This window comes from Sphingobacterium endophyticum (assembly GCF_009733535.1).
In the GTDB taxonomy this organism is placed as follows: Bacteria; Bacteroidota; Bacteroidia; order Sphingobacteriales; family Sphingobacteriaceae; genus Sphingobacterium; species Sphingobacterium endophyticum.
Genome location: NZ_SMMI01000003.1, coordinates 100,907 through 127,386 on the forward strand (window position 1 = coordinate 100,907; position 26,480 = coordinate 127,386).

25 protein-coding genes are annotated in these 26,480 nt (G+C 36.8%); 11 read left to right on the forward strand and 14 right to left on the reverse strand.

What is annotated here, in order from left to right:
- Nucleotides 1–15: 15 nt before the first annotated feature.
- The 10 genes from E0Y80_RS03430 to E0Y80_RS20930 all read right to left on the reverse strand — a co-directional run bounded on the left by E0Y80_RS03430 (nt 16) and on the right by E0Y80_RS20930 (nt 9,559).
- Complete coding sequence (locus E0Y80_RS03430; RefSeq protein WP_231595908.1) at nt 16–717, reverse strand: sterol desaturase family protein; 702 nt, start codon at nt 715–717, stop codon at nt 16–18.
- A 707-nt stretch (nt 718–1,424) separates the two neighbouring features.
- Nucleotides 1,425–2,306 (reverse strand): ATP synthase F1 subunit gamma, encoded by an 882-nt coding sequence (gene atpG / locus E0Y80_RS03435; RefSeq protein WP_156306016.1) that lies wholly within the window; start codon nt 2,304–2,306, stop codon nt 1,425–1,427.
- A 72-nt stretch (nt 2,307–2,378) separates the two neighbouring features.
- The gene (atpA, locus tag E0Y80_RS03440) at nt 2,379–3,953 is read right to left on the reverse strand and encodes a F0F1 ATP synthase subunit alpha (RefSeq protein WP_156306017.1); all 1,575 of its coding nucleotides are present in this window, start codon (nt 3,951–3,953) and stop codon (nt 2,379–2,381) included.
- A gap of 58 nt (nt 3,954–4,011) precedes the next feature.
- Nucleotides 4,012–4,557 (reverse strand): ATP synthase F1 subunit delta, encoded by a 546-nt coding sequence (gene atpH / locus E0Y80_RS03445; protein WP_156306018.1) that lies wholly within the window; start codon nt 4,555–4,557, stop codon nt 4,012–4,014.
- A gap of 27 nt (nt 4,558–4,584) precedes the next feature.
- On the reverse strand, nt 4,585–5,085 hold the full coding sequence (locus tag E0Y80_RS03450; RefSeq protein WP_156306019.1) for a F0F1 ATP synthase subunit B: 501 nt from the start codon (nt 5,083–5,085) through the stop codon (nt 4,585–4,587).
- A 107-nt stretch (nt 5,086–5,192) separates the two neighbouring features.
- Nucleotides 5,193–5,384: an ATP synthase F0 subunit C gene (gene atpE, locus E0Y80_RS03455; RefSeq protein ID WP_156306020.1), complete on the reverse strand. Its 192-nt coding sequence runs from the start codon at nt 5,382–5,384 to the stop codon at nt 5,193–5,195.
- 38 nt (nt 5,385–5,422) lie between these two features.
- A complete protein-coding gene (atpB, locus tag E0Y80_RS03460; RefSeq protein ID WP_156306021.1) occupies nt 5,423–6,508 on the reverse strand; it encodes a F0F1 ATP synthase subunit A in 1,086 nt (361 codons plus the stop codon).
- An 89-nt stretch (nt 6,509–6,597) separates the two neighbouring features.
- Nucleotides 6,598–7,002, reverse strand: coding sequence for a hypothetical protein (locus E0Y80_RS03465; protein ID WP_156306022.1), 405 nt, complete (start codon nt 7,000–7,002; stop codon nt 6,598–6,600).
- Nucleotides 6,995–7,222: an AtpZ/AtpI family protein gene (locus E0Y80_RS03470; RefSeq protein WP_231595909.1), complete on the reverse strand. Its 228-nt coding sequence runs from the start codon at nt 7,220–7,222 to the stop codon at nt 6,995–6,997. Before E0Y80_RS03470 ends, E0Y80_RS03465 begins: the two co-directional genes overlap by 8 nt.
- Before the next feature lie 138 nt (nt 7,223–7,360).
- A complete protein-coding gene (locus E0Y80_RS20930) occupies nt 7,361–9,559 on the reverse strand; it encodes a helix-turn-helix domain-containing protein (RefSeq protein WP_156306023.1) in 2,199 nt (732 codons plus the stop codon).
- Nucleotides 9,560–9,670: 111 nt separating this feature from the next.
- On the opposite strand from E0Y80_RS20930, the gene E0Y80_RS03480 reads away from it, so the two are divergent.
- From E0Y80_RS03480 to E0Y80_RS03495, 4 genes are all read left to right on the forward strand, one after another.
- On the forward strand, nt 9,671–10,177 hold the full coding sequence (locus E0Y80_RS03480; RefSeq protein ID WP_156306024.1) for a cupin domain-containing protein: 507 nt from the start codon (nt 9,671–9,673) through the stop codon (nt 10,175–10,177).
- Between the two features lie 264 nt (nt 10,178–10,441).
- Nucleotides 10,442–12,343 carry a DNA topoisomerase IV subunit B gene (locus tag E0Y80_RS03485; protein WP_156306025.1) on the forward strand — a complete coding sequence of 634 codons (1,902 nt, stop codon included), beginning with the start codon at nt 10,442–10,444 and terminating at the stop codon, nt 12,341–12,343.
- 1 nt (nt 12,344) lies between these two features.
- Nucleotides 12,345–13,187 (forward strand): formyltetrahydrofolate deformylase, encoded by an 843-nt coding sequence (gene purU / locus E0Y80_RS03490; protein WP_156306026.1) that lies wholly within the window; start codon nt 12,345–12,347, stop codon nt 13,185–13,187.
- Between the two features lie 174 nt (nt 13,188–13,361).
- Complete coding sequence (locus tag E0Y80_RS03495) at nt 13,362–15,134, forward strand: hypothetical protein (RefSeq protein WP_156306027.1); 1,773 nt, start codon at nt 13,362–13,364, stop codon at nt 15,132–15,134.
- An 86-nt stretch (nt 15,135–15,220) separates the two neighbouring features.
- Here the strand turns inward: E0Y80_RS03495 and E0Y80_RS03500 are convergent, their stop codons facing one another.
- From E0Y80_RS03500 to E0Y80_RS03510, 3 genes are read right to left on the reverse strand one after another with little or no spacing between them, the layout of a single operon-like run.
- Complete coding sequence (locus E0Y80_RS03500; RefSeq protein ID WP_394350217.1) at nt 15,221–16,123, reverse strand: class I SAM-dependent methyltransferase; 903 nt, start codon at nt 16,121–16,123, stop codon at nt 15,221–15,223.
- A gap of 47 nt (nt 16,124–16,170) precedes the next feature.
- Complete coding sequence (locus E0Y80_RS03505; protein WP_156306029.1) at nt 16,171–16,935, reverse strand: ABC transporter ATP-binding protein; 765 nt, start codon at nt 16,933–16,935, stop codon at nt 16,171–16,173.
- Between the two features lie 6 nt (nt 16,936–16,941).
- Nucleotides 16,942–17,676, reverse strand: coding sequence for an MlaE family ABC transporter permease (locus E0Y80_RS03510; RefSeq protein WP_156306030.1), 735 nt, complete (start codon nt 17,674–17,676; stop codon nt 16,942–16,944).
- A gap of 211 nt (nt 17,677–17,887) precedes the next feature.
- Between E0Y80_RS03510 and E0Y80_RS03515 the strand changes: the two genes are divergently transcribed.
- Both E0Y80_RS03515 and ispG read left to right on the forward strand, forming a co-directional pair.
- Nucleotides 17,888–18,805, forward strand: a complete 918-nt coding sequence (locus tag E0Y80_RS03515) for a LiaI-LiaF-like domain-containing protein (protein ID WP_156306031.1) — start codon at nt 17,888–17,890, stop codon at nt 18,803–18,805.
- 28 nt (nt 18,806–18,833) lie between these two features.
- Entirely contained in the window at nt 18,834–20,840 is a 2,007-nt protein-coding gene (gene ispG, locus E0Y80_RS03520) for a (E)-4-hydroxy-3-methylbut-2-enyl-diphosphate synthase (protein ID WP_156306032.1), read from the forward strand.
- A gap of 122 nt (nt 20,841–20,962) precedes the next feature.
- Here the strand turns inward: ispG and E0Y80_RS03525 are convergent, their stop codons facing one another.
- Nucleotides 20,963–21,748, reverse strand: coding sequence for an META domain-containing protein (locus E0Y80_RS03525; protein ID WP_197091474.1), 786 nt, complete (start codon nt 21,746–21,748; stop codon nt 20,963–20,965).
- A 247-nt stretch (nt 21,749–21,995) separates the two neighbouring features.
- Here E0Y80_RS03525 and nuoH point away from each other — a divergent pair, with 247 nt between their 5' ends.
- From nuoH to nuoL, 5 genes are read left to right on the forward strand one after another with little or no spacing between them, the layout of a single operon-like run.
- Complete coding sequence (nuoH, locus tag E0Y80_RS03530; protein WP_156306034.1) at nt 21,996–23,069, forward strand: NADH-quinone oxidoreductase subunit NuoH; 1,074 nt, start codon at nt 21,996–21,998, stop codon at nt 23,067–23,069.
- On the forward strand, nt 23,070–23,633 hold the full coding sequence (locus E0Y80_RS03535) for a 4Fe-4S binding protein (protein WP_156306035.1): 564 nt from the start codon (nt 23,070–23,072) through the stop codon (nt 23,631–23,633).
- Nucleotides 23,633–24,175, forward strand: a complete 543-nt coding sequence (locus E0Y80_RS03540; protein ID WP_156306036.1) for an NADH-quinone oxidoreductase subunit J family protein — start codon at nt 23,633–23,635, stop codon at nt 24,173–24,175. Before E0Y80_RS03535 ends, E0Y80_RS03540 begins: the two co-directional genes overlap by 1 nt.
- Complete coding sequence (gene nuoK / locus E0Y80_RS03545; protein ID WP_156306037.1) at nt 24,172–24,477, forward strand: NADH-quinone oxidoreductase subunit NuoK; 306 nt, start codon at nt 24,172–24,174, stop codon at nt 24,475–24,477. The genes E0Y80_RS03540 and nuoK overlap by 4 nt, the downstream gene beginning before the upstream one ends.
- Complete coding sequence (gene nuoL, locus E0Y80_RS03550; protein WP_156306038.1) at nt 24,477–26,480, forward strand: NADH-quinone oxidoreductase subunit L; 2,004 nt, start codon at nt 24,477–24,479, stop codon at nt 26,478–26,480. Before nuoK ends, nuoL begins: the two co-directional genes overlap by 1 nt.

The window sequence follows — 26,480 nt, forward strand, 5'->3', positions numbered from 1 at the left end:
GTTTTTATATAGTCGTTAATTTAATTGTTCCTCTTTAAGTTTTTCGGAATCCTTAAAAGAATTCACTTGCAATTTTTCAGAAGATTTAACCCCTTTCTTTTTAGTGAACCCGGAGCCGAATATGACATCCCAAATTGCTGAACTGACTCCGAATCCTCTTTCAGGTTCAGAATAATGGTGCAGCATGTGGTGATCTTTTATCCTTTTAAATAGGCCAGATTTAAAGTTAGCATGATGCATAGCATAATGACATTCATCGTAGATTAGGTAGCCCAATAGGAATCCTGAGAAAAATGCCGCTAAAGTATATTGTGAAAAGAATATACTAAAGATAAAATAAATGATGGTTGCCATTGGAATACTTGCAGATAGAGGCATAACTAAACGAAGTCTATCTTTAGGATAATCATGATGAACACCATGGAAGATAAAGTGAATCCGTTGCCCGAATTTTGAGGTTGGTTCATAATGAAAAACCCAACGATGCAGGATATACTCTGCTAAGGTCCAAAACAATAAACCAAAGAAATAATACATCAGTACTGTAGCAACTGACAGTTCACCAGGTACAAGAGCTTTCCAGATAAAATAGATCTTAACGGGGATCCAAAATATGATGGGAACCGAATAATGAACCTTCGTTAATGATTCCAGGAAATCATTCTTAAACATCCTTGAAGATTCGGTCGAATTAGAAACATATAACTTCTTTGCCATATCCTACAAAATTTCATATACACTCTGAGTTAACAATCTTAACCCATAAACATCCACATTGGTCGTTATTGAACAGTACAAATTTAAAAATTTGCTAATCAGAGCAAATAAAAAACTAATATTTTGACAATAATACGATAATAGTCAAAAATACAGCTCTAAAATCTTGGCTTTCAGCCCCTGATATTTAAGATTACTTTATATACGTATGAACAATAGTGATATGGAATGGTTTTTTTAAGACTGGTTTATACCCTTTTCGAACGACAATCAAAAAATAAAATTTTATCTATATTTATATTGCGCTAGTTTTAAGATTTAACTGAATAAAATTTACCATAAATCACACTAAAAATATGTCGGAGGATCTTCAATTAATTGTTATATATGGATCAGCTTTATTTCTTATTTATGGATTAATCATTTGGATATCGATTAGGAAAAAGCAAGGAATAGCACCCTATATAGTTTGTTTAGCATTAAACATCATTACTTTTCTAATCTTTTTGAATATAATTTCTCAGCCGGTCAATGATCCACAGGGAGGAATGGGCTTAGGGCTGTTATTAATAGTATTTGGGATATGTTATGTTAGCTTTCCCATAATAGCATTGATAATCTTTATAGTTAGGCAGTTAAGAAGAAAAAAAGCATAAAAAAGCCATCACAATTGTGATGGCTTTCCCTATACAAATTATAATTTTTTCTTAGCTATTTGAAAGTGCAGCAGCACCAGAAACAATTTCTGTTAACTCGGTAGTGATAGCTGCTTGACGCGCTTGGTTGTACGACAATTTCAATTGACGTAACAGGTCGCCTGCATTTTCTGTTGCTTTATCCATCGCTGTCATACGAGCTCCATGCTCGGAAGCATGCGAGTCTAATACCGCTTTGTATAACTGAATCTTGATTGCTTTAGGAATAAGCTCTTCGATGATTTTTTCTTTTGAAGGCTCGATGATGTAGTCCAATTCAGCAACATCCTTATCTTCTTTATTATCTGGCAAAAGAGGTAAAATCTGCTCAGAAGTTAAGATTTGAACTGCTGCATTACGGAATTGGTTATAAACTACTTCAACACGGTCGATGTTACCTTCTTTAAACTGATCCATTACATATTGGGTAATTTTAGAAACGTTCTCAAAATCTAAATTATTGAACAATTCGTTGTTATTACCGATTACGTTGAATTCGCGTTTACTGAAGAAATCCTGACCTCTTTTACCGATAGCAATAATGCTTACATCACCTCTTGCGAATTGATCAGCATATTTTGTTGCAATCAAGTTATTTGCAGTTTTAATGGCATTAGCATTGAAGGCACCCGCCAATCCTCTGTTTGAGGTAACCACAATGATCAATACCTTTGTAGGGATACGATCCTGTGTGTACGGCGAATCATTACCTTCTACAGAAGCTGAAACTTGAGCGAGGATCTCTCTCAACTTAGTCGCATAAGGACGCAATTGAATGATAGCATTGGTCGCACGCTTCAACTTCGCTGCAGAAACCATCTTCATTGCTTTGGTAATCTGTTGCGTAGAGCTAACGGAGGTAATACGATTTCTAACTTCTTTTAAGTTTGCCATAATTTCTTTCTAGAAAAGAGACATTAGACAACAGTATTTGAGAAAATCTGTTGTCCAACATCTATTGTCTAATTAATATTTTGATGCTAATTCTTTAGCTACTTTTTCTAATACATCAGTTAATTCATCTGAGAACTTACCAGCTTTAAGCGCTGACAATACTTCAGGATGACGTTGCTCAAGTTGAGTCAAAAATTCTTCTTCGAACTCTCTAACTTTATTTACAGGGACATTACGTAATAAACCTTTTGTACCTGCATAGATAATTGCAACTTGTTTTTCAACAGAAACTGGAGCATATTGACCTTGTTTCAAGATTTGCACGTTACGGATACCTTTGTCCAATACTGCTTTTGTAGCAGCATCAAGGTCAGAACCGAATTTAGCGAAAGCTTCTAGCTCACGGTATTGAGCTTGGTCAAGTTTCAATGTACCAGCCACTTTCTTCATTGATTTAATCTGCGCGTTACCACCAACACGTGATACAGAGATACCTACGTTTATCGCTGGACGAATACCTGCGTTAAACAAGTTAGACTCCAAGAAGATCTGACCGTCGGTAATTGAAATTACGTTGGTAGGGATATATGCAGATACGTCACCCGCTTGAGTTTCAATGATAGGAAGAGCTGTTAATGAACCACCACCTTTAACTTTACCTTTTAAAGATTCAGGAAGGTCATTCATGTTTTGCGCGATTTCATCAGAAGTGTTGATTTTAGCAGCACGCTCTAATAAACGAGAGTGAAGGTAGAACACGTCTCCTGGGTAAGCTTCACGGCCTGGAGGACGTTTCAATAATAAAGACACCTCACGGTAAGCCACCGCTTGTTTAGATAAATCATCATAAACGATTAATGCAGGACGACCTGTATCGCGGAAGTACTCACCGATTGCTGCTCCAGCCATTGGGGCATAGAACTGCATTGGTGCAGGATCTGCAGCAGAAGCAGAAACGATTACTGTATAAGGCATAGCACCTTTTTCCTCAAGGGTACGAACGATGTTCGCAACAGTAGAGTTTTTCTGACCAACAGCCACATATATACAGAATACTGGTTGACCAGCTTCATAGAATTCTTTTTGATTGATAATAGTATCAATACAAACTGCAGTTTTACCAGTTTGACGGTCACCAATCACAAGCTCACGTTGACCACGTCCGATAGGAATCATGGCATCGATAGCTTTGATACCAGTCTGTAAAGGTTCAGTTACTGGTTGACGATAGATAACTCCAGGAGCTTTACGCTCAATTGGCATTTCGAAAGTCTCTCCAGCAATTGGTCCTTTACCATCGATAGGCTGACCTAATGTATTTACCACACGACCTAACATACCTTCACCTACTTTAATAGATGCGATACGGTTAGTACGTTTGATAGTATCACCTTCTTTAATTTCATCCGATGCACCTAAAAGTACAACACCTACGTTGTCTTCTTCTAAGTTCATCACAATACCTTGTAGTCCACTCGCAAACTCAACCAATTCACCTGATTGAACTTTTGTTAAGCCGTAAATACGTGCAATACCGTCACCTACTTGCAATACGGTACCCACTTCTTCTAACTCGGCTGCTGACTTAAAGCCTGACAATTGCTCTCTTAGAATTGCCGAAACTTCATCTGGTCTTACCTCTATCATTGTTGTAATTCGTATAAGGGGTTTTTGATTCTATTATATCTTATTCTCAACCGAAGGGTTATACACCTTGGTTTTCGAAATGTCTTTCTAATTTGTTTAATTTTCCTTGGATACTAGCATCGATCTGCATATCACCAACTTTAACGACAAATCCACCAATTAATGATTTGTCCACTTTGTTTGATAAAATAACTTCAGCATTGATCTGAGAAGCTATCTCTTGTTTCAAAGCTTGAAGATTGGCTTCAGATAAAGGAGATGCAGAAGTCACTTCAGCATAAACGATTCCTTTGACCTCGTTGTATTCACGGATAAATTCTAAAGCAGTGGCATAAACTAAATCAGCACGGCCTTTTCTAACCATGATATTGAAGAATTCCAATATCTCTGGTTTTACTTTATCTTGAAATAAAGCCTTCAAAATTGCAAGTTTCTTGTCTGTCTTGATGATTGGATTGTTTAAAACTGCTTGTAATTCAGTATTAGACTTAATTACAGCAATAACACCATCCATATCAGCTTTGACACCATCTAAATTTTGGTGTTCTTTAGACAAGTCGATTAAAGACTTGGCATATCTTGAAGCTACTTTGAAAACTGACATACGTTAATTTTTAAATTCGTTAACCAATTAGTTTAATTTAACATCTTTCATCAAGTCAGCTACTAAAGCTTCTTGCTTACCTTGATCTTCGAATTCTTTCGTTAATACTTTACGTGCAATATCTAAAGATAAGGTAGAAACTTGGTTTTTAACCTCTGCCAAAGCTTTTAATTTTTGATCTTCGATTTCGCGTTTAGCTTGTTCGATCAATTTACCTCCTTCAGTTTGAGCAGCATCTTTAGCTTCAGCAATGATTTTATCTTTCAATTGCTTAGCTTCTTTCAAGATAACATCGCGTTCTTCACGAGCTTGTTTCAACAAGTTTTCGTTTTCATTAGTCAAACGTGCCATTTCCAATTTTGCTTTTTCAGCAGAAGCTAAAGCATCAGTGATGCCTTTTTCGCGTTCTTCTAAAGCATTTACAATCGGTTTCCAAGCAAATTTTCCCAACAAAAAGATAACGATCAAAAGAATGATCAATTGCCAGAAAACTAACCCGAATGAAAAATCATGAATTAAAGCGTCCATTTATTTACGTTATTATTATTTGTAAAAATTAATTTTTTGTTTTGATAAACACAACTTGCAACCAACCGTTGCAAGTTATGTCTATTGTTTTTTTGATAAGCCTGGGCTTATGCACCTAAGATTAAAGCACCGAATGCTAAACCTTCTACTAGGGCACCGATGATGATCATCGCTGTTTGAATTTTAGATGCTGCTTCTGGTTGACGAGCGATAGCTTCCATTGCTGAACCACCGATTTTACCTAGACCAATACCAGCTCCGATAACGATCAAACCTGCTCCTACTAAATTTGGAATCATAACAATTTTATATTTAAAAATTTAACAAAAAATTCGAATTAATGATGTGCATGTTCTTCTACTGCCATACCGATAAATAAGGACGACAACATGGTGAAGATAAATGCTTGCAAAAATGCAACTAAAAGCTCCAAGAAAAACAACACTAATGTCAATAGCATCGATACCCCGATACTACCACCTAAAGTAAGTTGATGTTGGAATAAATAAATGATGGCGATCAAACCCATAACAACGGAGTGACCAGCCGTGATGTTTGCGAACAAACGTAGCATCAATGAGAATGGTTTCGTGAACATTCCTAAAACCTCGATTGGTGCTAAAATAAATTTGAAAGGAACTGGAACACCTGGCATCCAGAAAATATGTTTCCAGTAATCCTTGTTTGCTTTGAAGTTTGTAATAAAGAAAGTAAATAAAGCCAGACAAAGAGTTATGGAAATATTACCAGTTACGTTTAGTCCAAGAGGAGTTAAACCTAATAAGTTCAATAAGAAAATCAAGAAAAATACCGATAATAAATAAGGCATGAATTCTTTGTAACGGTGGCCAATGTTAGGCACAGCCATTTCATCTCTCACATAAAGAACTAAAGGCTCAAGAACACGACCTACACCAGTAGGGATATTGTTTGGTCCTTTTTTGTAAGTTTTTGCTAAGCTTAAGAAAGCTAAGAATAACAATAATGCTGCAAGCAATAAACCTACTACGTTTTTAGTGATTGAGAAATCTAAGGGTTTAGCGTTAGTTGGGTGGTGTTTTTCATCATAAGTGATGGTACCAGCAGCATCAGTTTTATAGATTTTGCTGTGGTATAATTTGTAATAATTACCGTCTTTTTCTACTACTTTTTTACCGTGATCAAATTCGCTTGAAGAAAAAATATGAAGTCCATTGTCGATTAAAATTACTGGTAATGGAAAACCATAGCTTTGACCTGTTTTTGAATTTGTAGCAAAATTAAAGAAATAATCATCCTTTAAGTGGTGTTGGATGTGCGCATTGATTTCTTCCTTGCTGGATGTTTTACCTGCTGTAGGAACTGTCTCGGCTGCTAATCTAAATGGATTTACAGTGAATAAAATCACTGCCAATAATAAAAGTAGTTTCTTAAGACTCACCATTTTAAATAATGTTGAATTATGACAAATTTTGCGCAAAATTACAATTTTATTTCGCATTAGTCTACACAATGCAAAAACTTTTTAAAAATTTACTTTTTAAGCTCTAAATCTTGTTGATTTACAAGGAAATACGCAACGAATGCGTCAAACAATAAATAAACGAAAAATACAATTAGGAAATTTAATTCGATAAAGTCATTCTCCAACAAATTGACCCCATCTTTAATATAGAAATAACTGGCTCCGGCTTTGATGGTCATTCCGACCAAAAAACCAAATCCAGTTTGCTGTGGCATGGAGTAATCCAGACCAAGATATACCATCATCATGACTAAGGATGACACTGCACCAAAAATGTACATTCCTGAAAGACTATATCCCGAACCAATCCACCAATGATCTAGGTCGTTAAATTTCAATATAGCATAGTGAATACCAAAACATATCCCGGTAACGGCAAGTAATACTAGTACTAATAATAGGAATTTATTCATTTTTATTTATATAATTTACTTGTCTAATAAATTGGTAAAGAGACACTACTACGCCTAACATAGTAAGACCTTTCATCCACCATTCACCTTCAACTGCATATCTTTCGTCTAACCAAGCACCTACCCAATGGAATAAATAGATGGTCGCTCCCATTTGAAATGGCATGGAGGTAAAAACCAACCATTTGTTGACCTTCTTATTTGGTTTGTTTTCTTTCAAGTAAAGTAGATGTGTTTAGAAACAAAGATAATTAAATATGAATATGCTGTTAATTTTAGTGTCATTTTTTCAATAATTACCTATAAAACATAGATTATCTACAAAGTAATGGCTTGAAAGGATAAGCAAACGTAACATTTACTTAATTTCAAGGTATTTTTGAGCAATCCTAATCTGAGGGTAGTCCACCTTCATGTCCATTAAGGTCCTGATTTCAGTAGCGGAGGCTTCAGGATGTTTTTGTAAAACCAAAACGATATTTTGGAGTTCATCTTCCGATATTAAATCAGATGCCTCAATATCAGAACCAATAAAGTTAATTAAGTGACCATAAATTGTCCCAATCACCATATCTCTCTTGGCTGCGATTTCTTCAATCTCCATTCCATCCATAAACATATCCAAGGAGACCTGTTTTGTATCCTTTTCTTTTTCATCGACTTCCTTTACCAGATCATCTTTCGGTTTATTCCACTGCACTAATTCCTCAGTCAATTCGTCTGAAGATTTATTTAGGGCATCGGCGATTGTTTGGCTATGTTTTAATTGCTCATGCTTTCTTTTAAAATCCAAAAGAATACTCTTTAGCGTCGAAATGTATTTCTTGGTTCTTTTTTTGACTTTCCACTCATCAATATGCTTTTCCAAAGGTTCTAAACATTCTTTATTGAAAGTTGGAATAAACCAACTAACCGCAGCATTAGAACGTTCGCAGATTTTTTCATAATCAATATCGACCTGTCCTAACATCTTATAAAGTTGCGTTACGAATTTATTAGCGACAACTTCTTGTGCCTTGAGCTTAGATAATAGGTCTTTTAGAAAATCAACTGCCTCTTCTTTTCCTTCGATTTTCTTTCCATCTTGCTCAGCAATCAATGATTCTAATTCGTCACACATATTAGTCCATCGGAAACTTTGTAGGAGAATCTGTCCTAAATATCGTCTTTGAGCTTCTTGAAGAATAGGCTCCAGATCGCTTGATGCTGCCATCTGTTTCATGAAATTGACAACTTGAAAATCCGTCCTGATGGCATAAGATGGAACTCTGGACCTAAGCACTAAGCCTTCCAATCCTGTTAACCTACTTAAAGCGACATAAACTTGGCCAGCTGCAAATGAAGTTCCGGCATCAATAATAGCTTTATCGAAGGTCAATCCTTGACTTTTATGAATCGTAATTGCCCAAGCTAAGCGCAACGGAAACTGTGAAAATGTCCCTAGTACCTCTTCCTCGATTTTATCATCACCTTTGTTGTAGGAATATCGGATGTTCTCCCAAGTCTCCCTTTTTACTTCGACATCTTCCTCCCCATTTGGAAAGGAAACGATAATTTTATGTTTATCGATCTGAATGTCTTTTACCGTTCCTATTTTACCATTAAAATATCGTCGTTCCTCTCCTACATCATTTTTGATGAACATAACTTGCGCTCCTTCGCGAAGGCTCAGAGTATCTTCAGCAGGAAACAATCCATTTTGAAATTCATCTTTGATAATGGATTTTATACGGTGCAGTTTGCTGTCCAGGCTTTCAAGTTTTTCCTGGTTAATTTGATCTGCAAGGCGGTTATGTGAAGTCAGGGTAATGTACTGTTCTCCAGTTGGAGGCACAAAATCTGGCTTATAATGAGCATTTAGAGCTTCCAAATCATCGTTGGAAGTTTCATTGTTTCTGATTTTATTCAAGATATCGATGAAAGTACTGTCCTGCTGCCTATATATTTTTTGCAGTTCGATTAAAACTGGGGTTTGTTGTTTGAATACTTTTGCATCAAAGAAAAAGGGACTGGTATAATAATCTCTTAATACCTGCCACTCTCGGTCTTGGACAACAGGAGGCAACTGATAGAGGTCGCCAATAAAGAGCACCTGAACACCTCCAAATGGACGCATATCACGACGAACACTTTTCAAGATGACATCTATGGCATCCAATGTATCGGACCTTACCATAGAGACCTCATCAATGACCAACAATTCAAGTTCCTGAAGGATTGCTCTTCGATTCTTGGTTAATTTAATGGTACTAAAAAGTCGATGCTTGTTATAGATAAATTGATCTTTATCTTCCCATTGCAAAGGATAATCTTCGATAAACACACCGAAAGGAAGCCAAAAAAGAGCATGCAAAGTAGTTCCACCAGCATTCATTGCCGCCACACCAGTTGGGGCAGTGATTGCCATTTTCTTATAGCTATTCTCCCGAATAAACTTTAGAAAGGTAGTTTTTCCAGTCCCTGCTTTTCCGGTAAGGAAAATAGGTTGCTGGGTTTGATTTACAAATGCAACGGCTTTGGCAAAAATATCGTTTTGAGTATCGAATGCTTGTGACATGAGGAAAAAATCTATTTTGCAAATATAAGGTAAAAACAACCGATAGACTTTTTTAACGGTTTGTTTTAATACAAAAGTTATATTATCTTCACATAAGTAAACATAGTAACCATGACATATATAGATAAAAGCGAATTATTTCAAGAGATAGCAGGTAAACTTACAGACAAGGGCTTCAAGATCGAGAGTGAAGATCAGAATAGACCATGGGGAGGTTTCTTTGTTATCAATGAAGATCAAGCACAGGAGTTTGCCAACGCATATTTTGAGGGTATGGACGTTCAAGACCTAAAAATCTCTGGAAAACTAAGTCCAAAAGTATTAATTGTTGGTCCAAATAAGCGTTTATCATGGCAGTATCACCACCGTAGAGCTGAAATATGGAGAGTTATCCGTGGTGAAGTGGGTGTTGTAACTAGTCCTACAGATGAGGAACACGAATTAAAAATTCTAAAGGAAGGAGAATCCATCCGCTTAAGTCAAGGTGAAAGACATCGTTTGGTGGGTTTAGGCTCATACGGAGTGATTGCTGAAATCTGGCAGCATACGGATTCTGCAAATCCTTCAGATGAAGAAGATATCGTAAGGGTTCAAGATGACTTCGGAAGAGGCATTTAGGACCAACCAGTATAAAAAAAGAGAGGCTTTTTGATTAAAAGCCTCTCTTTTTTTATACTGGTTGGTCTAGTATTTAGTATTAAGTAGTTAGTAATTAGACAAATGTCCAACGTTAAATAGAGTCTAAAATATATTGAATCTGGGGTTTAAAGGAATATTTTAGGGAATTGAGCGGGATAAATGGGTTAATTGTGCAAAAGTGTTGTGCAAAAGTCGATTAACTTTTTTATATTTTTGCGATGGTTCAATATTATCAAAATTTTTATGACAACATATAACGAAGATAGCATACGATCCCTCGATTGGAAGGAACACATCCGATTGAGACCGGGGATGTATATTGGTAAGTTGGGCGATGGATCTGCCTATGATGACGGGATATATGTATTATTAAAGGAGGTCGTTGACAACTCGATCGATGAGTTTGTCATGGGAGCTGGAAAGATTATTGATATCACAGTTAACGAAAATAAAGTAACGGTAAGAGATTATGGTCGCGGTATTCCTATCGGCTCGGTGGTCGATGTGGTTTCCAAAATCAATACCGGCGGTAAATATGACAGCAAGGCTTTCCAAAAATCAGTTGGATTAAATGGTGTTGGTACAAAAGCTGTAAATGCATTATCTAATCAATTTACTGTTCAATCGTATAGACAGAACGTAACTCGTATTGCATCTTTTAGCAAAGGCGAATTAGTTTCAGACGAGCAGAAAGATACAACCCAGAGAAACGGAACGTCGGTGACATTCTATCCTGATGATAGTATTTTCAAGAACTATAAATACAGGTTAGAGTTTGTTGAGAACATGATCTGGAATTATGTTTTCTTAAATTCAGGATTAACGATCAACTTCAATGGTCAAAAATTCATTTCTGAGAATGGATTAAAAGACCTTTTGGAACGCAATGTAGATACTGAAGGAATGCGCTATCCGATTATTCACCTTAGAGGAGATGATATTGAAATTGCGATGACCCATGGTCAGCAGTACGGAGAGGAATATTATTCTTTCGTTAATGGTCAGCATACCACGCAAGGAGGTACCCATCAGGCGGCATTTCGTGAGGCATTGGTGAAGACCATCCGTGAATTCTACAAAAAAGAATTTGATGCTTCAGACGTAAGGTCTTCCATTATTGGGGCAATAGCTATCAAAGTTCAAGAGCCGGTATTCGAATCCCAAACAAAAACTAAGTTAGGATCACAAAGTGTAGGTCCGGAAGGCCCAACAGTCCGTACATTCATCAATGACTTTGTCAAGAAGGCATTGGATGATTACCTTCATAAAAATCCAGCTACTGCAGATGCCCTTCAGAAACGTATTTTACAATCTGAGCGTGAACGTAAGGACATTGCAGGAATCAAGAAATTAGCTAACGAAAGAGCAAAAAAAGCATCTTTACATAACCGAAAACTAAGAGATTGTAAAGTTCATTTTAGCGATAAGCACGAACGCAACCTAGAAACTACCCTTTTTATTACCGAGGGTGATTCAGCTTCAGGATCTATCACAAAATCCAGAGATGTTTACACACAAGCAGTATTTAGTCTTAAAGGTAAGCCATTGAACTCATATGGTTTAACGAAAAAGATTGTCTACGAAAATGAAGAATTCAATCTGTTGCAACATGCCTTAAATATTGAAGATGGAATTGAAGGATTGCGATATAACAACATTGTCATTGCTACGGATGCTGATGTGGACGGAATGCACATCCGATTATTAATGATGACTTTCTTTCTACAATTTTTCCCTGATCTTGTCAAAGCTGGACATGTATCGATCTTGCAGACTCCATTGTTTCGGGTAAGAAATAAAAAGGAAACTTTTTACTGTTACTCCGATGAAGAACGTATAACTGCCATTAATAAATTAGGCGGCAAACCAGAAATCACTCGATTCAAAGGACTTGGAGAGATTTCCCCTTCAGAATTTGGAATGTTTATCGGTGAAAACATCCGTTTAGAACCTGTAATCTTATCCAAAGACAATAAGCTTCCGCAGTTATTGGAATATTATATGGGTAAGAATACTCCAGACCGTCAGGTCCATATCGTTAACAACCTTCGTGTTGAATTAGACACGGAAGACGACATGGTAAAAACAAAAGAACAACAATCTGAGGAATCAGAAATGGAAACGGTTCAAGAAGCTGTAAGTTAACATGAACAATCAAACCTTAATTCTCATCCAATGTCAGGATGCTGTCGGACTGGTGGCCATAATTTCCAATGTTCTAGCAGAACAGGAACTTAATATTGTCACTATGCGTGAGTTTGTTGACGAAGTGAATAATAAGTTCTTCGTCCGAGTGGTCTGTGCAGGAGAATTATATAATAAAGATATCCTCCATCAGGCTCTAATTGCCCGGTTACCGGCAAACAGTCAGGTCATGGTGAATCCTGAAGGAAAAAAACGATTAGTAGTTTTAGTAACTAAAGAGCACCATTGTTTGGCAGACATCTTGGTTAGGCATTTCTTCCAAACCATGCAAGCTGAAGTTGTTGCTGTAATCGGCAATTACGATAATCTTCAGGAATTTACGGAGAAATTCGGACTGCCTTTTCACTATATCAGTCATGAGCATAAAAGCAAAGAACAATTTGAGGAAGAACTGGCAGAAACCATTGCCTCCTACCCTTCAGATTACATTATCCTTGCTAAATTCATGCGAATCTTATCCCCATCTTTTGTATCCAAATTCAAGGGAAAACTCATCAATATCCACCATTCCTTTTTACCGGCCTTTATAGGGGCGAACCCTTATAAACAAGCCCATGACCGAGGAGTTAAAATCATAGGTGCAACGGCACACTTTGTAACCAATGACCTGGATGAAGGACCAATAATTGTCCAAAACACAAAATCCATCGACCACAGCTACGATGTCACAAAAATGCGAAACGCAGGAACCGAAATCGAAAAAGCTGTTCTCAGCAAAGCCATCCAACTACTTTCAGAAGACCGAGTAATGCTCCATGGAAATAGGACGATTGTTTTTAAGTAGATTTAAGACAGTAGACATAAGACACAAGACATAAGACTGGTGTATCTCGGCTCTTATGTCTTTTGTCTACTGTCTAATGTCTCTCCACAGTGACCAACATCACATTTTAATTGCGCCTACTGTTACTTTTTAGTTGCTGAATGTTTTGTTATTTGCGTTCAGTAAATCACATACATGACGCATTCATTCCATATCCCTGTTTTAGGCCTCGCATTTTCGATAGATACCCCAATTAAGGTAGCTCAATTTGGTATTTCATCAGTTATTTCAATTGTTGATGATGAGTTGATTGAAAGGATGCGGGAATACTATGCTAAAGAAAACGGGTTAGAATATGAAGCAGTCAATAAAAAGAATGCAGATTATAGAGCAGAAAGGATCACTCGTTATTTGGATTTAGTTCATGATTTGGTTCATGGACAGATAGAGAGATTAAAACGAGTAGACTGGAATGAGGATGAGGATGCACAGCGTTATTTCGAGCTATTGCCAGAAGATCACCCAAGCAAGAAGAATTTTGAGATTTGGAAGAGCCTTAAGCATGGATATGAAAACCATCTGGTAGCAAAAGAGATCCGCGCGGCGATGGTTGCTGGAGAAATTGATGTAAACATTATGTCGAAGGTTGATAAGGTGAATAAAGATGCAGAGGGGAATGATCTTCCTGACCTATATTCAGATGCTTCGGCGGCAGTAAGAGGATTTGCCAAAAGTAAGTTGAATTCATCGTTAGTTCTTTCCGCAGGAATGAACCCCCGATTATACGCGTACCTGTCAGAGTTGGGTACCTTCTTTCCAGATGCCGATGGAAATTTCAAGAAGAAAATTACTCTGAAAGTTTCCGACTATAGGTCGGCTCTTATCCAAGCCAAGTATTTGGCAAAAAGAGGTATTTGGATTTCTGAATACCGCATCGAATCGGGCTTAAACTGTGGCGGTCATGCGTTTGCCACCGACGGGTATTTATTAGGCCCGATTCTCGAAGAGTTTAAAAACAACAAGGAAGCATTGGTAAAGGATATCTATCCGCTGTACCAAAGTGCCCTTCAAGATTTAGGTCTAAATAGTGAAAACGCTCCTGCAATAAAGTTTACCGTCCAAGGAGGTGTGGGAACTTCGCAGGAGCATTCTTTTCTGTTAGATTATTATGGTATGGATGCTGTAGGATGGGGTTCACCATTCTTGTTGGTTCCGGAGGCTACTACGGTAGATGATGAAACCCTTAATAATTTAGCCAATGCTACAGCAGAGGACTTTTATATCTCGCCAGCCTCTCCACTTGGTGTACCGTTCAACAACTTTAGAAAAAGTACCGCTGAGCAAAGTAGACTTAGAAGAATTGAACAGGGAAAACCTGGATTCCCTTGCACCAAGAAATATTTAATTTCTGATAACAGTACATCAGAAGAACTACTATGTACTGCCTCCAGAGCATATCAAGTAAATAAATTAAAGGAATTGGAAAGTCAAAATCTAGATCAAGAAAGCTATAAACTTGCTTTTGAAAAGATTGTTGAGAAGCAATGTCTTTGTGAAGGATTATCGACTCCAGCCTATATTAAATATGGCATTTTAAAGCCTAAGGAACGTAATGCAGTTGCGATCTGTCCAGGACCAAACACCGCTTACTTCAACAAGGTATATAGTTTAAAAGAAATGGTTGATCATATCTATGGACGCATCAATGTACTGAAAGACGTTCAAAGACCATCATTTTTTATTAATGAATTAGATCTTTATGTGAAGCACCTGACTGGCTTTATTAAAGAAAATTTGCCAGACCTGGATGTCAAAAAGAAAAAATACATTCAGAAATTTCAAACTCAACTCCTAGAAGGAATTTCCTATTACCGATCATTGCAAGCCAAGGTAAATTTTGCCTTCGGTGAATCGAAGAATTCGTTTAATGATCAGCTAAATAGGCTTGAGTCCCAAATTGCCCCTTAGATGTGTAATACTTAATATTAACCTACCTATGAAAAACAAAAATAGCCATCACGTTGATGGCTATTTTCCTTTATGTTCGTTGTTTATTACTTTGTAATCTTTCTAAATTTTCCAAACACCCCCAATGGTAATTTAGGCCCAGCAGTTGCTTGGAGATAAAGCTCTCCTATTTCCAGGTTTTCAACTGTTGGGAATGAAGTTTTAATTAAGTTTTCTACAATAACAGAAGAGAAACCTAATGAATAGGTATTTAGAATCAAGAAGTGCTCTTTAGGGTCCAATAATTGAACAACATCGCGCATCATTTCCATGATGTGATCTTCCAATTTCCATTTTTCCCCTTTAGGTCCATGTCCATAAGCTGGAGGATCTAGGATGATGCCATTATAAGTATTCCCTCTTTTTAATTCGCGTTTTACAAATTTTAAAGCATCTTCGACCACCCAACGTATATCGGTTAAGTGTGAAAGTTCTTGATTTTCATTCGCCCAAGTTACAACTTGTTTAATTGAGTCAACATGAGTTGTATCCGCGCCTGCAGCTTTTGCAATTAAAGAAGCTCCACCCGTATAGGCAAATAGATTAAGAACTTTGGGTTTTGGAGTTTTAAATGATTTAACAGAATCAGAAATATAATCCCAATTCACGGCTTGTTCGGGAAAAATTCCGACATGCTTAAATGAAGTGAGACCAAGTCTGAACTTGATTTCAGCATCTTTATTTTTGTATTGAATATGCCAACGGTCAGGAGTTTTAGGATTTTTTTTCATCCAATCTCCGGAAGTTGCCGAGCGGCCTTTAAATTTAATATGATATCGCTTATTCCACTCTGCATCTCCAAGAGCTTTTGGCCAAACCGCCTGTGGCTCTGGACGAATTAGGATCAATTCTCCGAAGCGTTCTAACTTTTCGAAATCACCACAGTCGATTAGCTCGTAATCTTTCCAATGTTGTGGCGTCAGTAATTGTATTTGGGAATTATTATTCAAGATGCTTATTTTTCTGCAAAGATAAAAAATTCATAGGAACTAGGAACTTAGTCCTCTATTTTCAAGGTTTCCCGCGCTGCTTTCATTAATGGACTAGCAAATACAAAATCATTCAGTTCCTTATTGTCCGATTTCAACATATCCTGATTTGACCCTTCCCAATATTTTTTACCTTGATAGAGGAATAAAATATAATCGCCAATTCCCATTACGGAGTTCATATCATGGGTTACCACGACGGTAGTACATTTGTATTCTTCGGTTAGATCTTGAATAAGTTCGTCAATCAATATGGAGGTTGCAGGATCTAAACCTGAGTTTGGCTCATCACAGAAGAGGTACTTAGGGTTCATACTGATTGCACGCGCAATTCCTACCCTCTTTTTCATCCCACCAGAAAGTTCAGAAGGGAATAATTTATTTTTACCAGCAAGATTTACCCTTTCCAGGCAAAAATTAGCTTGTTCAATTTTTTCAGCTTTACTCATATCCGTGAACATATCGAGTGTGAAGACGATATTTTGTTCAACAGTCATTGAATCAAAAAGTGCTGAATTTTGAAAGAGCATTCCAATTTCTTTACGAATGGGCACCTTTTCTTCAAAATTCATTTTTGTAAACTCTTTTTTATCGAAGAATACTTTTCCTTCGTTTGGCTGATGCAAACCTACAATACATTTTAACAAGGTACTTTTACCGGAGCCAGAGCCACCGATAATCAAGCTTACTTTTCCGGGTTCAAAAATAGCATCGATTCCATCAAGGACGAGGTTATCTCCAAAAGACTTATGTATATTCGTTACTTCAATCATATATTATTACAGCATTAATGCAGTGATCAAATAGTCACATGCTAATATGGAGATACAACCTATAACCACGGCCCTTGTACCAGCTTGACCAACCTCTAAAGCACCACCGCGAACATGAAAACCTTTATAAGCAGGAACAGAAGTAATGATAAACCCGAATACAGTAGCTTTTACCATGGCTACCACCATAGTAAAACCGTTAAATCCACCTCGAATACCTTCAATGTAATCATCGGGAGTTACGGCACCAGAAAGCGCGCCACCTAAAAGACCTCCGACTAACGCGCATGCAATAGCAACGATCACCAAGACCGGAACCATAATCACTCCAGCGATAATTTTAGGGAGAATAAGGTAACCTGCAGCATTGATACCCATGATTTCCAAGGCATCAATCTGTTCTGTTACACGCATGGAACCAATTTGAGAGGAAATGGATGATCCTACTTTTCCCATCAATACCAAGGCTGAAATGGTAGGACCTAATTCTAAGATGTTGGAGTCACGGTTAATTTGACCAATTACCGATGTAGGAATCAAATCGGACACCAATTGGAATGCGATCTGCATGGTCATTACAGCACCAATAAAAGTAGAAATGATAACAATTAAGCCCAACGACCCAACACCTATCTCTGTCATTTCATGAAAGACTTCCTTTAAATAAATCTTCATTTTTTCAGGTTTTCGAAAAACCTTCTTTAATAACAGGATATATTCACCAAAATAATAAAATATCATACGTTGGTATTAGTATTCTTTTTGTTTTTAATCAATAATTCTAACGTATCCTTTACAAAAATGTTTCAGATGAGTTCAAGATACAAATTCTCTATGAATCTTTTCACCGACAAAACTAATTGATTTACCGAAAAAATAAAGAGACAAGCCTATTTTCACTTAGATAATTTGTATTATCGTATTAGTTTTGGTTCAACAAAGCTAACAAACAATGAACAATAAAATCGCAACAGGTATATGGTTGGTATTTGCAGGACTCGTTTTCTTGCTACACAACTTGAAAGTCATAGATTTCAATTTCTACGCAATAATCCAATTATGGCCATTAATTCTTGTATCAATAGGTATAAGCCTATTATTACAAGGCCGAACATTTGGCAAATATATCGTGATTGCTGCGAATATATTATTATGTGGGATTATCTTTTTTAAAGGGGTAACTAGCCAAGACAGTGTTTATGATAAATTGGATAAGATTGATTTTTCCTCAGGCAATGAAGTTGCAGGGCCATATTCCCAAATCGTTTCTCAGCCAATCACTGCAGAAACAGAGACCGCGAAATTAATTATCAATGGCGGAGCTGCAAAATATGACTTTAAAACTGGTTCAGATTCAAGCCTAATTATCAGCGCTAAAACTGCTCAATCTACTTCATCATTAAATCTTCAGACTTCAGGGGAAAAGAATATGAAATTAGAGTTGAACAGCAGGATGAAAAACAACAAATACAACAATAGCCTAATCAATGTTGAATTAAACAACAGACCTGTTTGGGATTTGGAGTTTAATGTTGGGGCCGCTGCAATTATTGGAGATTTTAAAGCCTTACAAATAAATAAGGTTGAAGTAAATTCAGGTGCGAGCTCTTTAAATCTTCACTTACCGCAACCAAAGAATGGTATTTGTGAGATCGAAGTAAATACTGCAGCATCAAAAGTTTTACTTTACCTTCCTAAAGGTGCGGCATGCCGTGTAGAGACTGACGCATTATTCTCAAACAATAAATATGAGGATGTCGATATTGTTCAAGATGATGTCCGTAAGAGTAAAAACTTTGATCAAGAATCCAATAAGTACGACATCAAGGTTGCAGGAGCCGCAAATTCATTATCTATATTACGCTATTAAACTCGAAATTAGCTAACTTTGCAGGGATATGGAAAGTAAGCAATTGACATCATTGGCCGGCGGATACTGCAACAGCAAAACTGAATATTCGAGATTTTTTACTCGAGAGGTTCAAATTGGCGATATTCCGATGGGTGGAAATAATCCCATCCGTATCCAAAGTATGACCACTGTAGATACTATGGACACCCTTGGGTCGGTTGAACAAACCATCAAGATGGTTGACGCAGGTTGTGAATATGTACGTATTACTGCTCCTAGCATAAAAGAAGCGGAGAACTTAGCAAACATCAAGAAGGAGCTCCGCGCAAGAGGATATACAGTTCCCTTAGTCGCAGACATTCACTTTACCCCAAATGCTGCTGAAGTAGCTGCAAGGATAGTGGAAAAGGTGAGAGTAAATCCTGGAAACTACGCTGACAAGAAGAAATTTGACCAAATAGACTATACAGATGCCGCTTACCAAGGTGAATTGGACCGTATCTACAAAAAATTTGCGCCATTAGTCAATATCTGTAAGGAGTATGGCACGGCGATGCGAATAGGAACCAACCATGGCTCGCTATCTGATCGTATCATGAGTCGTTATGGAGACACTCCTGAAGGGATGGTGGAATCTGCATTAGAGTTTATCCGCATCTGTGAAGATTTAAATTATTACAATCTTTGTGTTTCCATGAAGTCATCCAACCCTCAAGTTATGGTCCAAGCCTATCGCATGTTGGTTGAGAAAATGGTATCTGAAAACATGAACTATCCACTACACCTAGGTGTTACGGAGGCTGGCGATGGAGAAGACGGACGAATTAAATCAGCTGTTGGAATCGGAACTTTATTAGAGGATGGTTTGGGTGATACCGTTCGTGTATCATTAACAGAGGAGCCCGAAAAAGAAGCCCCAGTTGCTATTGCCCTAGTCAAAAGATATTCAAAGCGCGCTCAACAACTTTCAGAAAAACCAAAAAGAGAAATCATTCAGATTGCAACCTCTCAAGAAACTAAACGATATGAATCAAATGAAGTCAATGCCTTCATCGGTGGTTCATTAGTCCCTAGGATAATTGTTGATATTTCGAATAAAAACCTTAAAGACCCATATATTCTTACAGACGTAGGTTATAAATATGATGCCATTTTAGACAAGTATCATATGGGTGATCAGTCAGTAGACTTTGTTTTCTTAGGTGATTCCCTACCATCTTTTACGATGCCCGGAAACCTAAAACAACTATACAACTATGCAACTTGGTTGAAATTGGAAAACAAAACGAATATCCATCCAATTTACACCTTGCATGAATATAATGTTGCAGAGGAAAAAGACCATGCAATGAATCTTATTTATGTGAGCAATGATCAATTGGAATCAGAAGAATTTGCAAATCTTCAGATGGATAAGACCACAGTATTCATTCTTCAAACGGAGCATATTCATGGAATGGCGGATCAAAGGCAATTTTTTGCTAACCTCCAAGAAATTGGGATTGATTGTCCTGTAATCATAAAACGTAGTTATCCGGCTGAAGATTTTTCAGGTCCAATTGGAGATATTATGAACCCTGAAGAGCCAATATCAAAGATTCAATTGTATGGGGCCACAGATTTTGGCGCATTATTAATTGATGGATTAGGTTCTGGTATCTGGTTGGACTCCCCTGCTACTCCAACCGACAAAATAGCATCAGTGTCATTTGGAATTTTACAGGCTACCAGGTCTAGAATATCAAAAACAGAATATATTTCATGTCCAAGCTGTGGTCGTACTTTATTTGATCTACAAGAAACTACCCAAATGATTAGGAGTAGGACAAACCATCTGAAAGGTCTTAAGATAGGAATTATGGGATGTATTGTGAATGGACCGGGCGAAATGGCAGATGCAGATTATGGTTATGTAGGAGCTGGACCAGATAAGATCACATTATATCGAGGCAAAGAAGTTGTAAAACGCAATGTATCTTCCGCAAAAGCTTTGGATGAATTGATTGAGATCATCAAATCTGACGGTCAATGGATCGATGAGAATTTGAATTAAGGATATCTCCTTCTAGTAAAAAAAAGATGTTTTTAATGATAATCAATAAAGAAGCCGCAATAAATTAAAGTTTATTTGCGGCCTCTCTACACTTTATCTAGATACTCGAAATTTTTCTATTATTATTTTATTTTTTTGAATCTCATTTTTGCGATATCACCTACAATCAAAGTAAGCTGATCTCCATTCACACTCTGAACATTAATTTTTTCTAGAGTCTGAAAGAAAAGAGGTTCACCATTTCCCTGACATGCCATCCTGGTAGAAGCAATTGGACCGAACTTAATGTTTCGACCTTGAACCTCAACATTTGAATTGAAGTTATTGCAACCGCCATTTCCACTAACCTTACCTGATGTAGAATCAAATGTGATGGAAGGCTTATTATTAGGATATAATTCATTAAAAGTTACACCAGAACCATCAATGTAATCCAATTCCCAAGTTCCAGCCAAACTGTTTTGGGCATTTACTTTTTTGAATTTTGCCAATGCTGCTTTACGCCCTTTATTTAAGGAAAGTACATCATTACTTAAGGTATAGTTGTTTGCATTACGAAATACTTCAGTAAGCAATTTATCAGTTTCCATATCATCACATGCCATCATGGTGGTCATTCCTGGCTTAAAGGAAATTTTACCATTGCCAGCAAATAAATATTCACCTCCCAATGTATTACATCCACCCGAAGCTGAATAACGTGATCCATCATTTAAAAAAACTAGGAAAGGTTCTTTATTATTTAATTTTCCTGTAATTTCCTTGCCATTCAACTCAACCAACACCCATTTATTACCGGTTATTTCTGTTTGTTCCGAAGATTTATTAGCACTTACTTTTTTACCACCTGCACAACTAGCAAATAAAATTGTTAACACAGCTAATCCTGCAAAAATTGATTTTTTCATATATATCATTGTTTAAACTCTTATTATTAATACCCAAAATTTATCAAAAGGTTTAAAAAAAATTTTTTTGTCTTTCAATAAATTACCTATCAAAGGCAAATACCATGCAATGTTTTACGAATTGTTGAAACTTTGCTAAAATTTAAAAAAACAGTGAAATCCTTATTCAAATTCACATTAACTATGGCTTATTTAATACGATTTTCCTTATGTTTGTAGCTAATTAAGAATTAATCTAAAAAGAAGATTGGACAGCTTAATCTTGAATATCCTAACCCCTGTAGCAATATTTTTATTTATTGCCCTATTTACGCTATTTGCTGTTTATGCAGAGCGTAAGATTGCAGGTTTTGTTCAAGACCGACTAGGTCCAATGGAAACTGGTAAATATGGGTTACTCCAAACCTTTGCCGATATCCTTAAACTTCTTCAGAAAGAATTTATTTCACCATCAGCATCGGATAAAATCCTATTTGCGCTTGCACCAATCCTAATTTTTGTTGCTGTTTTTGTCGGTTATAGCGTAATTCCCTGGGGGCCAAACTTAATACCCTCGAATACCCATACAGGCTTATTTTTTATTATGGCAGTAGTTTCTATTGATGCGATAGGAATTTTGATGGCAGGCTGGGGATCAAACAATAAATACTCTTTATTAGGATCAATCCGTGCGATCGCTCAAATGATTTCTTACGAATTGCCAGTAGGTTTATCGTTGATAGCAGCAGTGATGATTACCCAAACGCTGAATTTAAATGAAATAGCATTCAATCAAGGGCTATTATCAAGTAAAGAGATATATTTTTTGGGATTTTGGAAAGTAAATGAGATTGGTGGAATCTTTGGATGGAATATCTTTCAAGCGCCCCACTTAATGGTCAGCTATGCTATATTCTTTATTGCCTCTCTCGCAGAATGTAATCGGGCACCATTTGACATTCCAGAGGCAGAATCTGAATTGATCGGGGGTTTTCATACAGAGTATGGAGGAATTCGATTTGCATTTTTATTTTTGGCGGAGTATGCTATGATGTTCCTGGTTGCCATGTTAGGAGTTGTTATATTCTTAGGGGCCTGGAATAGCCCATTACCCAATATTGGTCCAGCAAAACTAGCAGATTGGACTACAGGTCCTGTTTGGGGTGTATTTTGGACTTTAATAAAATCTCTTTTCATCGTTGCTGTTCAAATATGGATTCGTTGGACACTTCCTCGTTTCCGTGCAGATCAGTTGATGACTTTATGTTGGAAAATTCTTATTCCCCTTGCCTTTGTATGCATGGCCATATCAGGCTTATGGAGGATATTAATCATGATATAATTGATATTTAAAACGACTATACAAGGATTGGCAACGGCCATAAAAGGACTTACCCTCACGGTGAGGCATCTTTTTAGTGCCCGTAAAAAACGACAATCATTGGATATCAAGAAGGATAATTACTTTGAGGAACAGCAAGGTGTAACCACGGTTCAATATCCTAAGGTTAAAATGCCTATTCCGGAGGTAGCACGCTATCAATTGGATGTGGTGATTGATGATTGTATTGTTTGTGACCTTTGTGCCAAAGCATGTCCGGTAGACTGTATAACCATTGAAGCGATTAAATCTCCTGAGGCAATAGGAAAGACCTCTGACGGTTCAGTAAAAAGACTTTATGCTGCCGAATTCGATATCGACATGGCAAAGTGTATGTATTGTGGTTTATGTACTGTTGTATGTCCTACAGAGTGTATTACTATGACCGACAAATATGACCGTGTAACAACGAATTTGGCGGATCTAACCTATACTTTTTCCGATATGACTCCTGAAGAAGTTAAAAAGAGAAAAGAAGAATGGACAAAGTTTCAAGCTGAAAAGGAGGCAGCAAAGAATAAATAATGGAATTAGCAATTTTTTATGCTTTTGCGGCATTAGTTATTGGATCTGCATTATTGGTTGTTAGCTTAAAGAATACGGCTCGATCGCTCTTTCTTTTCTTTATTGTGTTATTTGGAATGGCAGGCTTATTTATTTTCGCTTTAGCTGATTTTGTAGCAATCACCCAAATTATGGTCTATGTTGGTGGGGTTTTGATACTTATGATCTTTGCATTTATGCTATCCAATAAAGAATTGCTGGCGGACCTTCAAAACACCTCTTCCAAATTCCTTTCTATTCCTAATTGGCAATCATTATTGCTTTCCATAGGCTTCTTAGCAGTTATGTCTTATGGAATTATCGAATGGCATGATAATTTTCCACAATGGATTACTGAAAATATAAGGCAAGGAAATATCATCAAATCATCTGACAACAACATCAATCAATTGGGAATAAAATTCATGACTCAATATCTGTTGCCATTTGAAGTTATATCCATTTTCTTACTCGCAGCTTTAATCGGTGCTGCACACCTTTCAAGAAAGGAGGATCCAAAATGATCAGCCTAACTCATTTCCTATTTGTTTCAGCATGTCTATTTTGTATCGGTTTATATGCCATTATAGCAAAAAGAAATTCCATTATGATTCTCATCGGAATAGAATTTATCATTAACGCGGCTATCCTAAATTTAGTCGCATTTGGTCGATATGATAAAATCAATTATTCCGGTCAAATCTTTGCCTTGTTTGCGATTGTTTTGGCAGCGGCTGCAGTAGCAGTTGGCTTAGCGATTATACTCAATGTTTATAGAAAGTATAAAACTATTAATCCAGAAAATATAACAGATTTGAGAGATTAATGAGCGATTTATTAAACATATCACCAATAATTGGAAGTATGCTAGTCGTTTTGCTTCCTTTCCTAGCCTTCCTTATTCAGGCCATCTTAGGAAAGCGTAGTCAATCAGGCAATATCGCGTTGGTATCAATTATTCTAAGTACTATCTTCAGTTTGATCTTTGTATTTGCTGAAGTTTGGAAACAAGAACCCATCTCGGCAAATGTCAGTTGGTTTACAATCGGCACCCATACTTTTACATTGGGCATCTTATTAAATAATCTGACTGTATTAATGCAGCTTATTGTCTGTATTATTGCTTTACCGGTACATATCTATTCAAAATCCTACATGAAGGGAGATCCGGGAATTCATCGATACTGGATGTATCTCAGTTTATTCTGTTTTGCGATGCTGGGTCTGACCATTTCTAGTAACCTTTTGATGATGTACATTTTTTGGGAATTGGTTGGTTTTGCTTCTTATTTACTCATTGGGTTTTGGTTTACAAAAGAATCCGCAGTTCAGGCCAATAAAAAAGCATTTATTATCAATAGAATTGGTGATTTAGGATTTTTATTGGGAATTGCATCCGTCTATAGTATGTATGGGAGCCTTAATCTTGTTGAACTCTTCGGAAAGGACGGCTTATTCTATAGCTTACCTGCATCTTCAGATGGATGGTTAACTTTTACGGGAATTTGTTTCTTTATCGGGGCAATGGCAAAATCTGCTCAATTTCCTTTACATGTTTGGTTACCGGATGCCATGGAAGGTCCAACGGCGGTTTCATCACTTATTCATGCGGCTACCATGGTTGCAGCAGGTGTATTTCTATTAAGTACGGTCTTTCCACTATTCAATCAAACTGTATTGCTAACTATAGCTATTATTGGCTGTATTACCGCATTGATTTCTGCCTATTTTGCAATAAGCCAAACAGATATCAAAAAAATATTAGCCTTTTCAACCATATCACAGTTGGGATTTATGGTGGTTGCTGTCGGTGTTGGAGCATGGGATGCTGCCATGTTTCACCTTGCCACCCATGCATTTTTCAAATGTCTTTTATTCCTTTCAGCGGGTGCAATCATACATGAAATGGCTCATTTGAAAGAGGCAAACAAATTGGATATTGACCCACAAGACATCAATAATATGGGCGGATTGAAAAAATGGATGCCTAAAACATTTATCCTGATGTCCATAGCATCATTAGCGCTGGCAGGATTCCCATTGACCTCAGGGTTTCTTTCAAAAGATGCAATTTTAATTTCAGCTTTTGAATGGGCTGCCCAATTGAATGGACTTTACTTCCTAATTCCAATTACGCTGACACTGGTAAGTATTTTGACCGCATTCTATATAGGTCGATTGATTTTCAAGGTCTTCTTTGGTGAATTGAAAATTAAAGTGGAGAGGATACATTTACATGAAGCAAACCTTAGCATGTTAGGTCCAATGATTTTTCTAGGGATCTGTTCTATTTTTTTGGTTTTTTCTTGGAATCCCATTGCTTACCACCATTCTTTTATTTTAACAGGTTTCTCAATCACATATCCTTTTGCTGAGATTCACAGCCTACATATTATCTTACCCATCATATTAACGATAAGCTCTGCCATAGCATGGGTTATCGGATGGAATTGGTATGTGAAGGGTAAGTATCCATTGAATTCAGGGAACAAATTATTGGATATATCTATGAATCAAGGATATATTAATGAATTTTATAATAAAATATTCGTTAAAAGTACTCTGAACTTGAGTAAAGGGCTATATTGGTTTGACCAAAATATAGTTGATGGGTTTGTTAATTTTTTAGCGACAATAGTAAGAAATTTGGCTCATTTCAGTGCTTGGATAGATAGATATATTGTGGATGGCTTAGTTAATACCATAGCTGGCACAGCATATTATATAGGTCATCTATTGAGATGGGTACAGAACGGTAGATTACAGAACTATTTGGGTTTTGCTTTTACTGTGGTATTAATTGGAATAATTTATTTGATAATAAAATAA

What these genes read in the sequence shown, in the direction of transcription:
- atpA (WP_156306017.1), bottom strand. Translation starts at nt 3,953, where the DNA reads ATGATAGAGGTAAGACCAGATGAAGTTTCGGCAATTCTAAGAGAGCAA.
- E0Y80_RS03450 (WP_156306019.1), bottom strand. Translation starts at nt 5,085, where the DNA reads ATGGACGCTTTAATTCATGATTTTTCATTCGGGTTAGTTTTCTGGCAA.
- atpB (WP_156306021.1), bottom strand. Translation starts at nt 6,508, where the DNA reads ATGGTGAGTCTTAAGAAACTACTTTTATTATTGGCAGTGATTTTATTC.
- ispG (WP_156306032.1), top strand. Translation starts at nt 18,834, where the DNA reads ATGGAAAGTAAGCAATTGACATCATTGGCCGGCGGATACTGCAACAGC.
- E0Y80_RS03495 (WP_156306027.1), top strand. Translation starts at nt 13,362, where the DNA reads ATGACGCATTCATTCCATATCCCTGTTTTAGGCCTCGCATTTTCGATA.
- purU (WP_156306026.1), top strand. Translation starts at nt 12,345, where the DNA reads ATGAACAATCAAACCTTAATTCTCATCCAATGTCAGGATGCTGTCGGA.
- E0Y80_RS03515 (WP_156306031.1), top strand. Translation starts at nt 17,888, where the DNA reads ATGAACAATAAAATCGCAACAGGTATATGGTTGGTATTTGCAGGACTC.
- E0Y80_RS03525 (WP_197091474.1), bottom strand. Translation starts at nt 21,748, where the DNA reads ATGAAAAAATCAATTTTTGCAGGATTAGCTGTGTTAACAATTTTATTT.
- E0Y80_RS03485 (WP_156306025.1), top strand. Translation starts at nt 10,442, where the DNA reads ATGACAACATATAACGAAGATAGCATACGATCCCTCGATTGGAAGGAA.
- atpE (WP_156306020.1), bottom strand. Translation starts at nt 5,384, where the DNA reads ATGATTCCAAATTTAGTAGGAGCAGGTTTGATCGTTATCGGAGCTGGT.
- atpG (WP_156306016.1), bottom strand. Translation starts at nt 2,306, where the DNA reads ATGGCAAACTTAAAAGAAGTTAGAAATCGTATTACCTCCGTTAGCTCT.
- E0Y80_RS03540 (WP_156306036.1), top strand. Translation starts at nt 23,633, where the DNA reads ATGGAATTAGCAATTTTTTATGCTTTTGCGGCATTAGTTATTGGATCT.
- E0Y80_RS03505 (WP_156306029.1), bottom strand. Translation starts at nt 16,935, where the DNA reads ATGATTGAAGTAACGAATATACATAAGTCTTTTGGAGATAACCTCGTC.
- nuoK (WP_156306037.1), top strand. Translation starts at nt 24,172, where the DNA reads ATGATCAGCCTAACTCATTTCCTATTTGTTTCAGCATGTCTATTTTGT.
- atpH (WP_156306018.1), bottom strand. Translation starts at nt 4,557, where the DNA reads ATGTCAGTTTTCAAAGTAGCTTCAAGATATGCCAAGTCTTTAATCGAC.
- E0Y80_RS03480 (WP_156306024.1), top strand. Translation starts at nt 9,671, where the DNA reads ATGACATATATAGATAAAAGCGAATTATTTCAAGAGATAGCAGGTAAA.
- E0Y80_RS20930 (WP_156306023.1), bottom strand. Translation starts at nt 9,559, where the DNA reads ATGTCACAAGCATTCGATACTCAAAACGATATTTTTGCCAAAGCCGTT.
- E0Y80_RS03430 (WP_231595908.1), bottom strand. Translation starts at nt 717, where the DNA reads ATGGCAAAGAAGTTATATGTTTCTAATTCGACCGAATCTTCAAGGATG.
- E0Y80_RS03510 (WP_156306030.1), bottom strand. Translation starts at nt 17,676, where the DNA reads ATGATATTTTATTATTTTGGTGAATATATCCTGTTATTAAAGAAGGTT.
- E0Y80_RS03465 (WP_156306022.1), bottom strand. Translation starts at nt 7,002, where the DNA reads ATGAATAAATTCCTATTATTAGTACTAGTATTACTTGCCGTTACCGGG.
- nuoL (WP_156306038.1), top strand. Translation starts at nt 24,477, where the DNA reads ATGAGCGATTTATTAAACATATCACCAATAATTGGAAGTATGCTAGTC.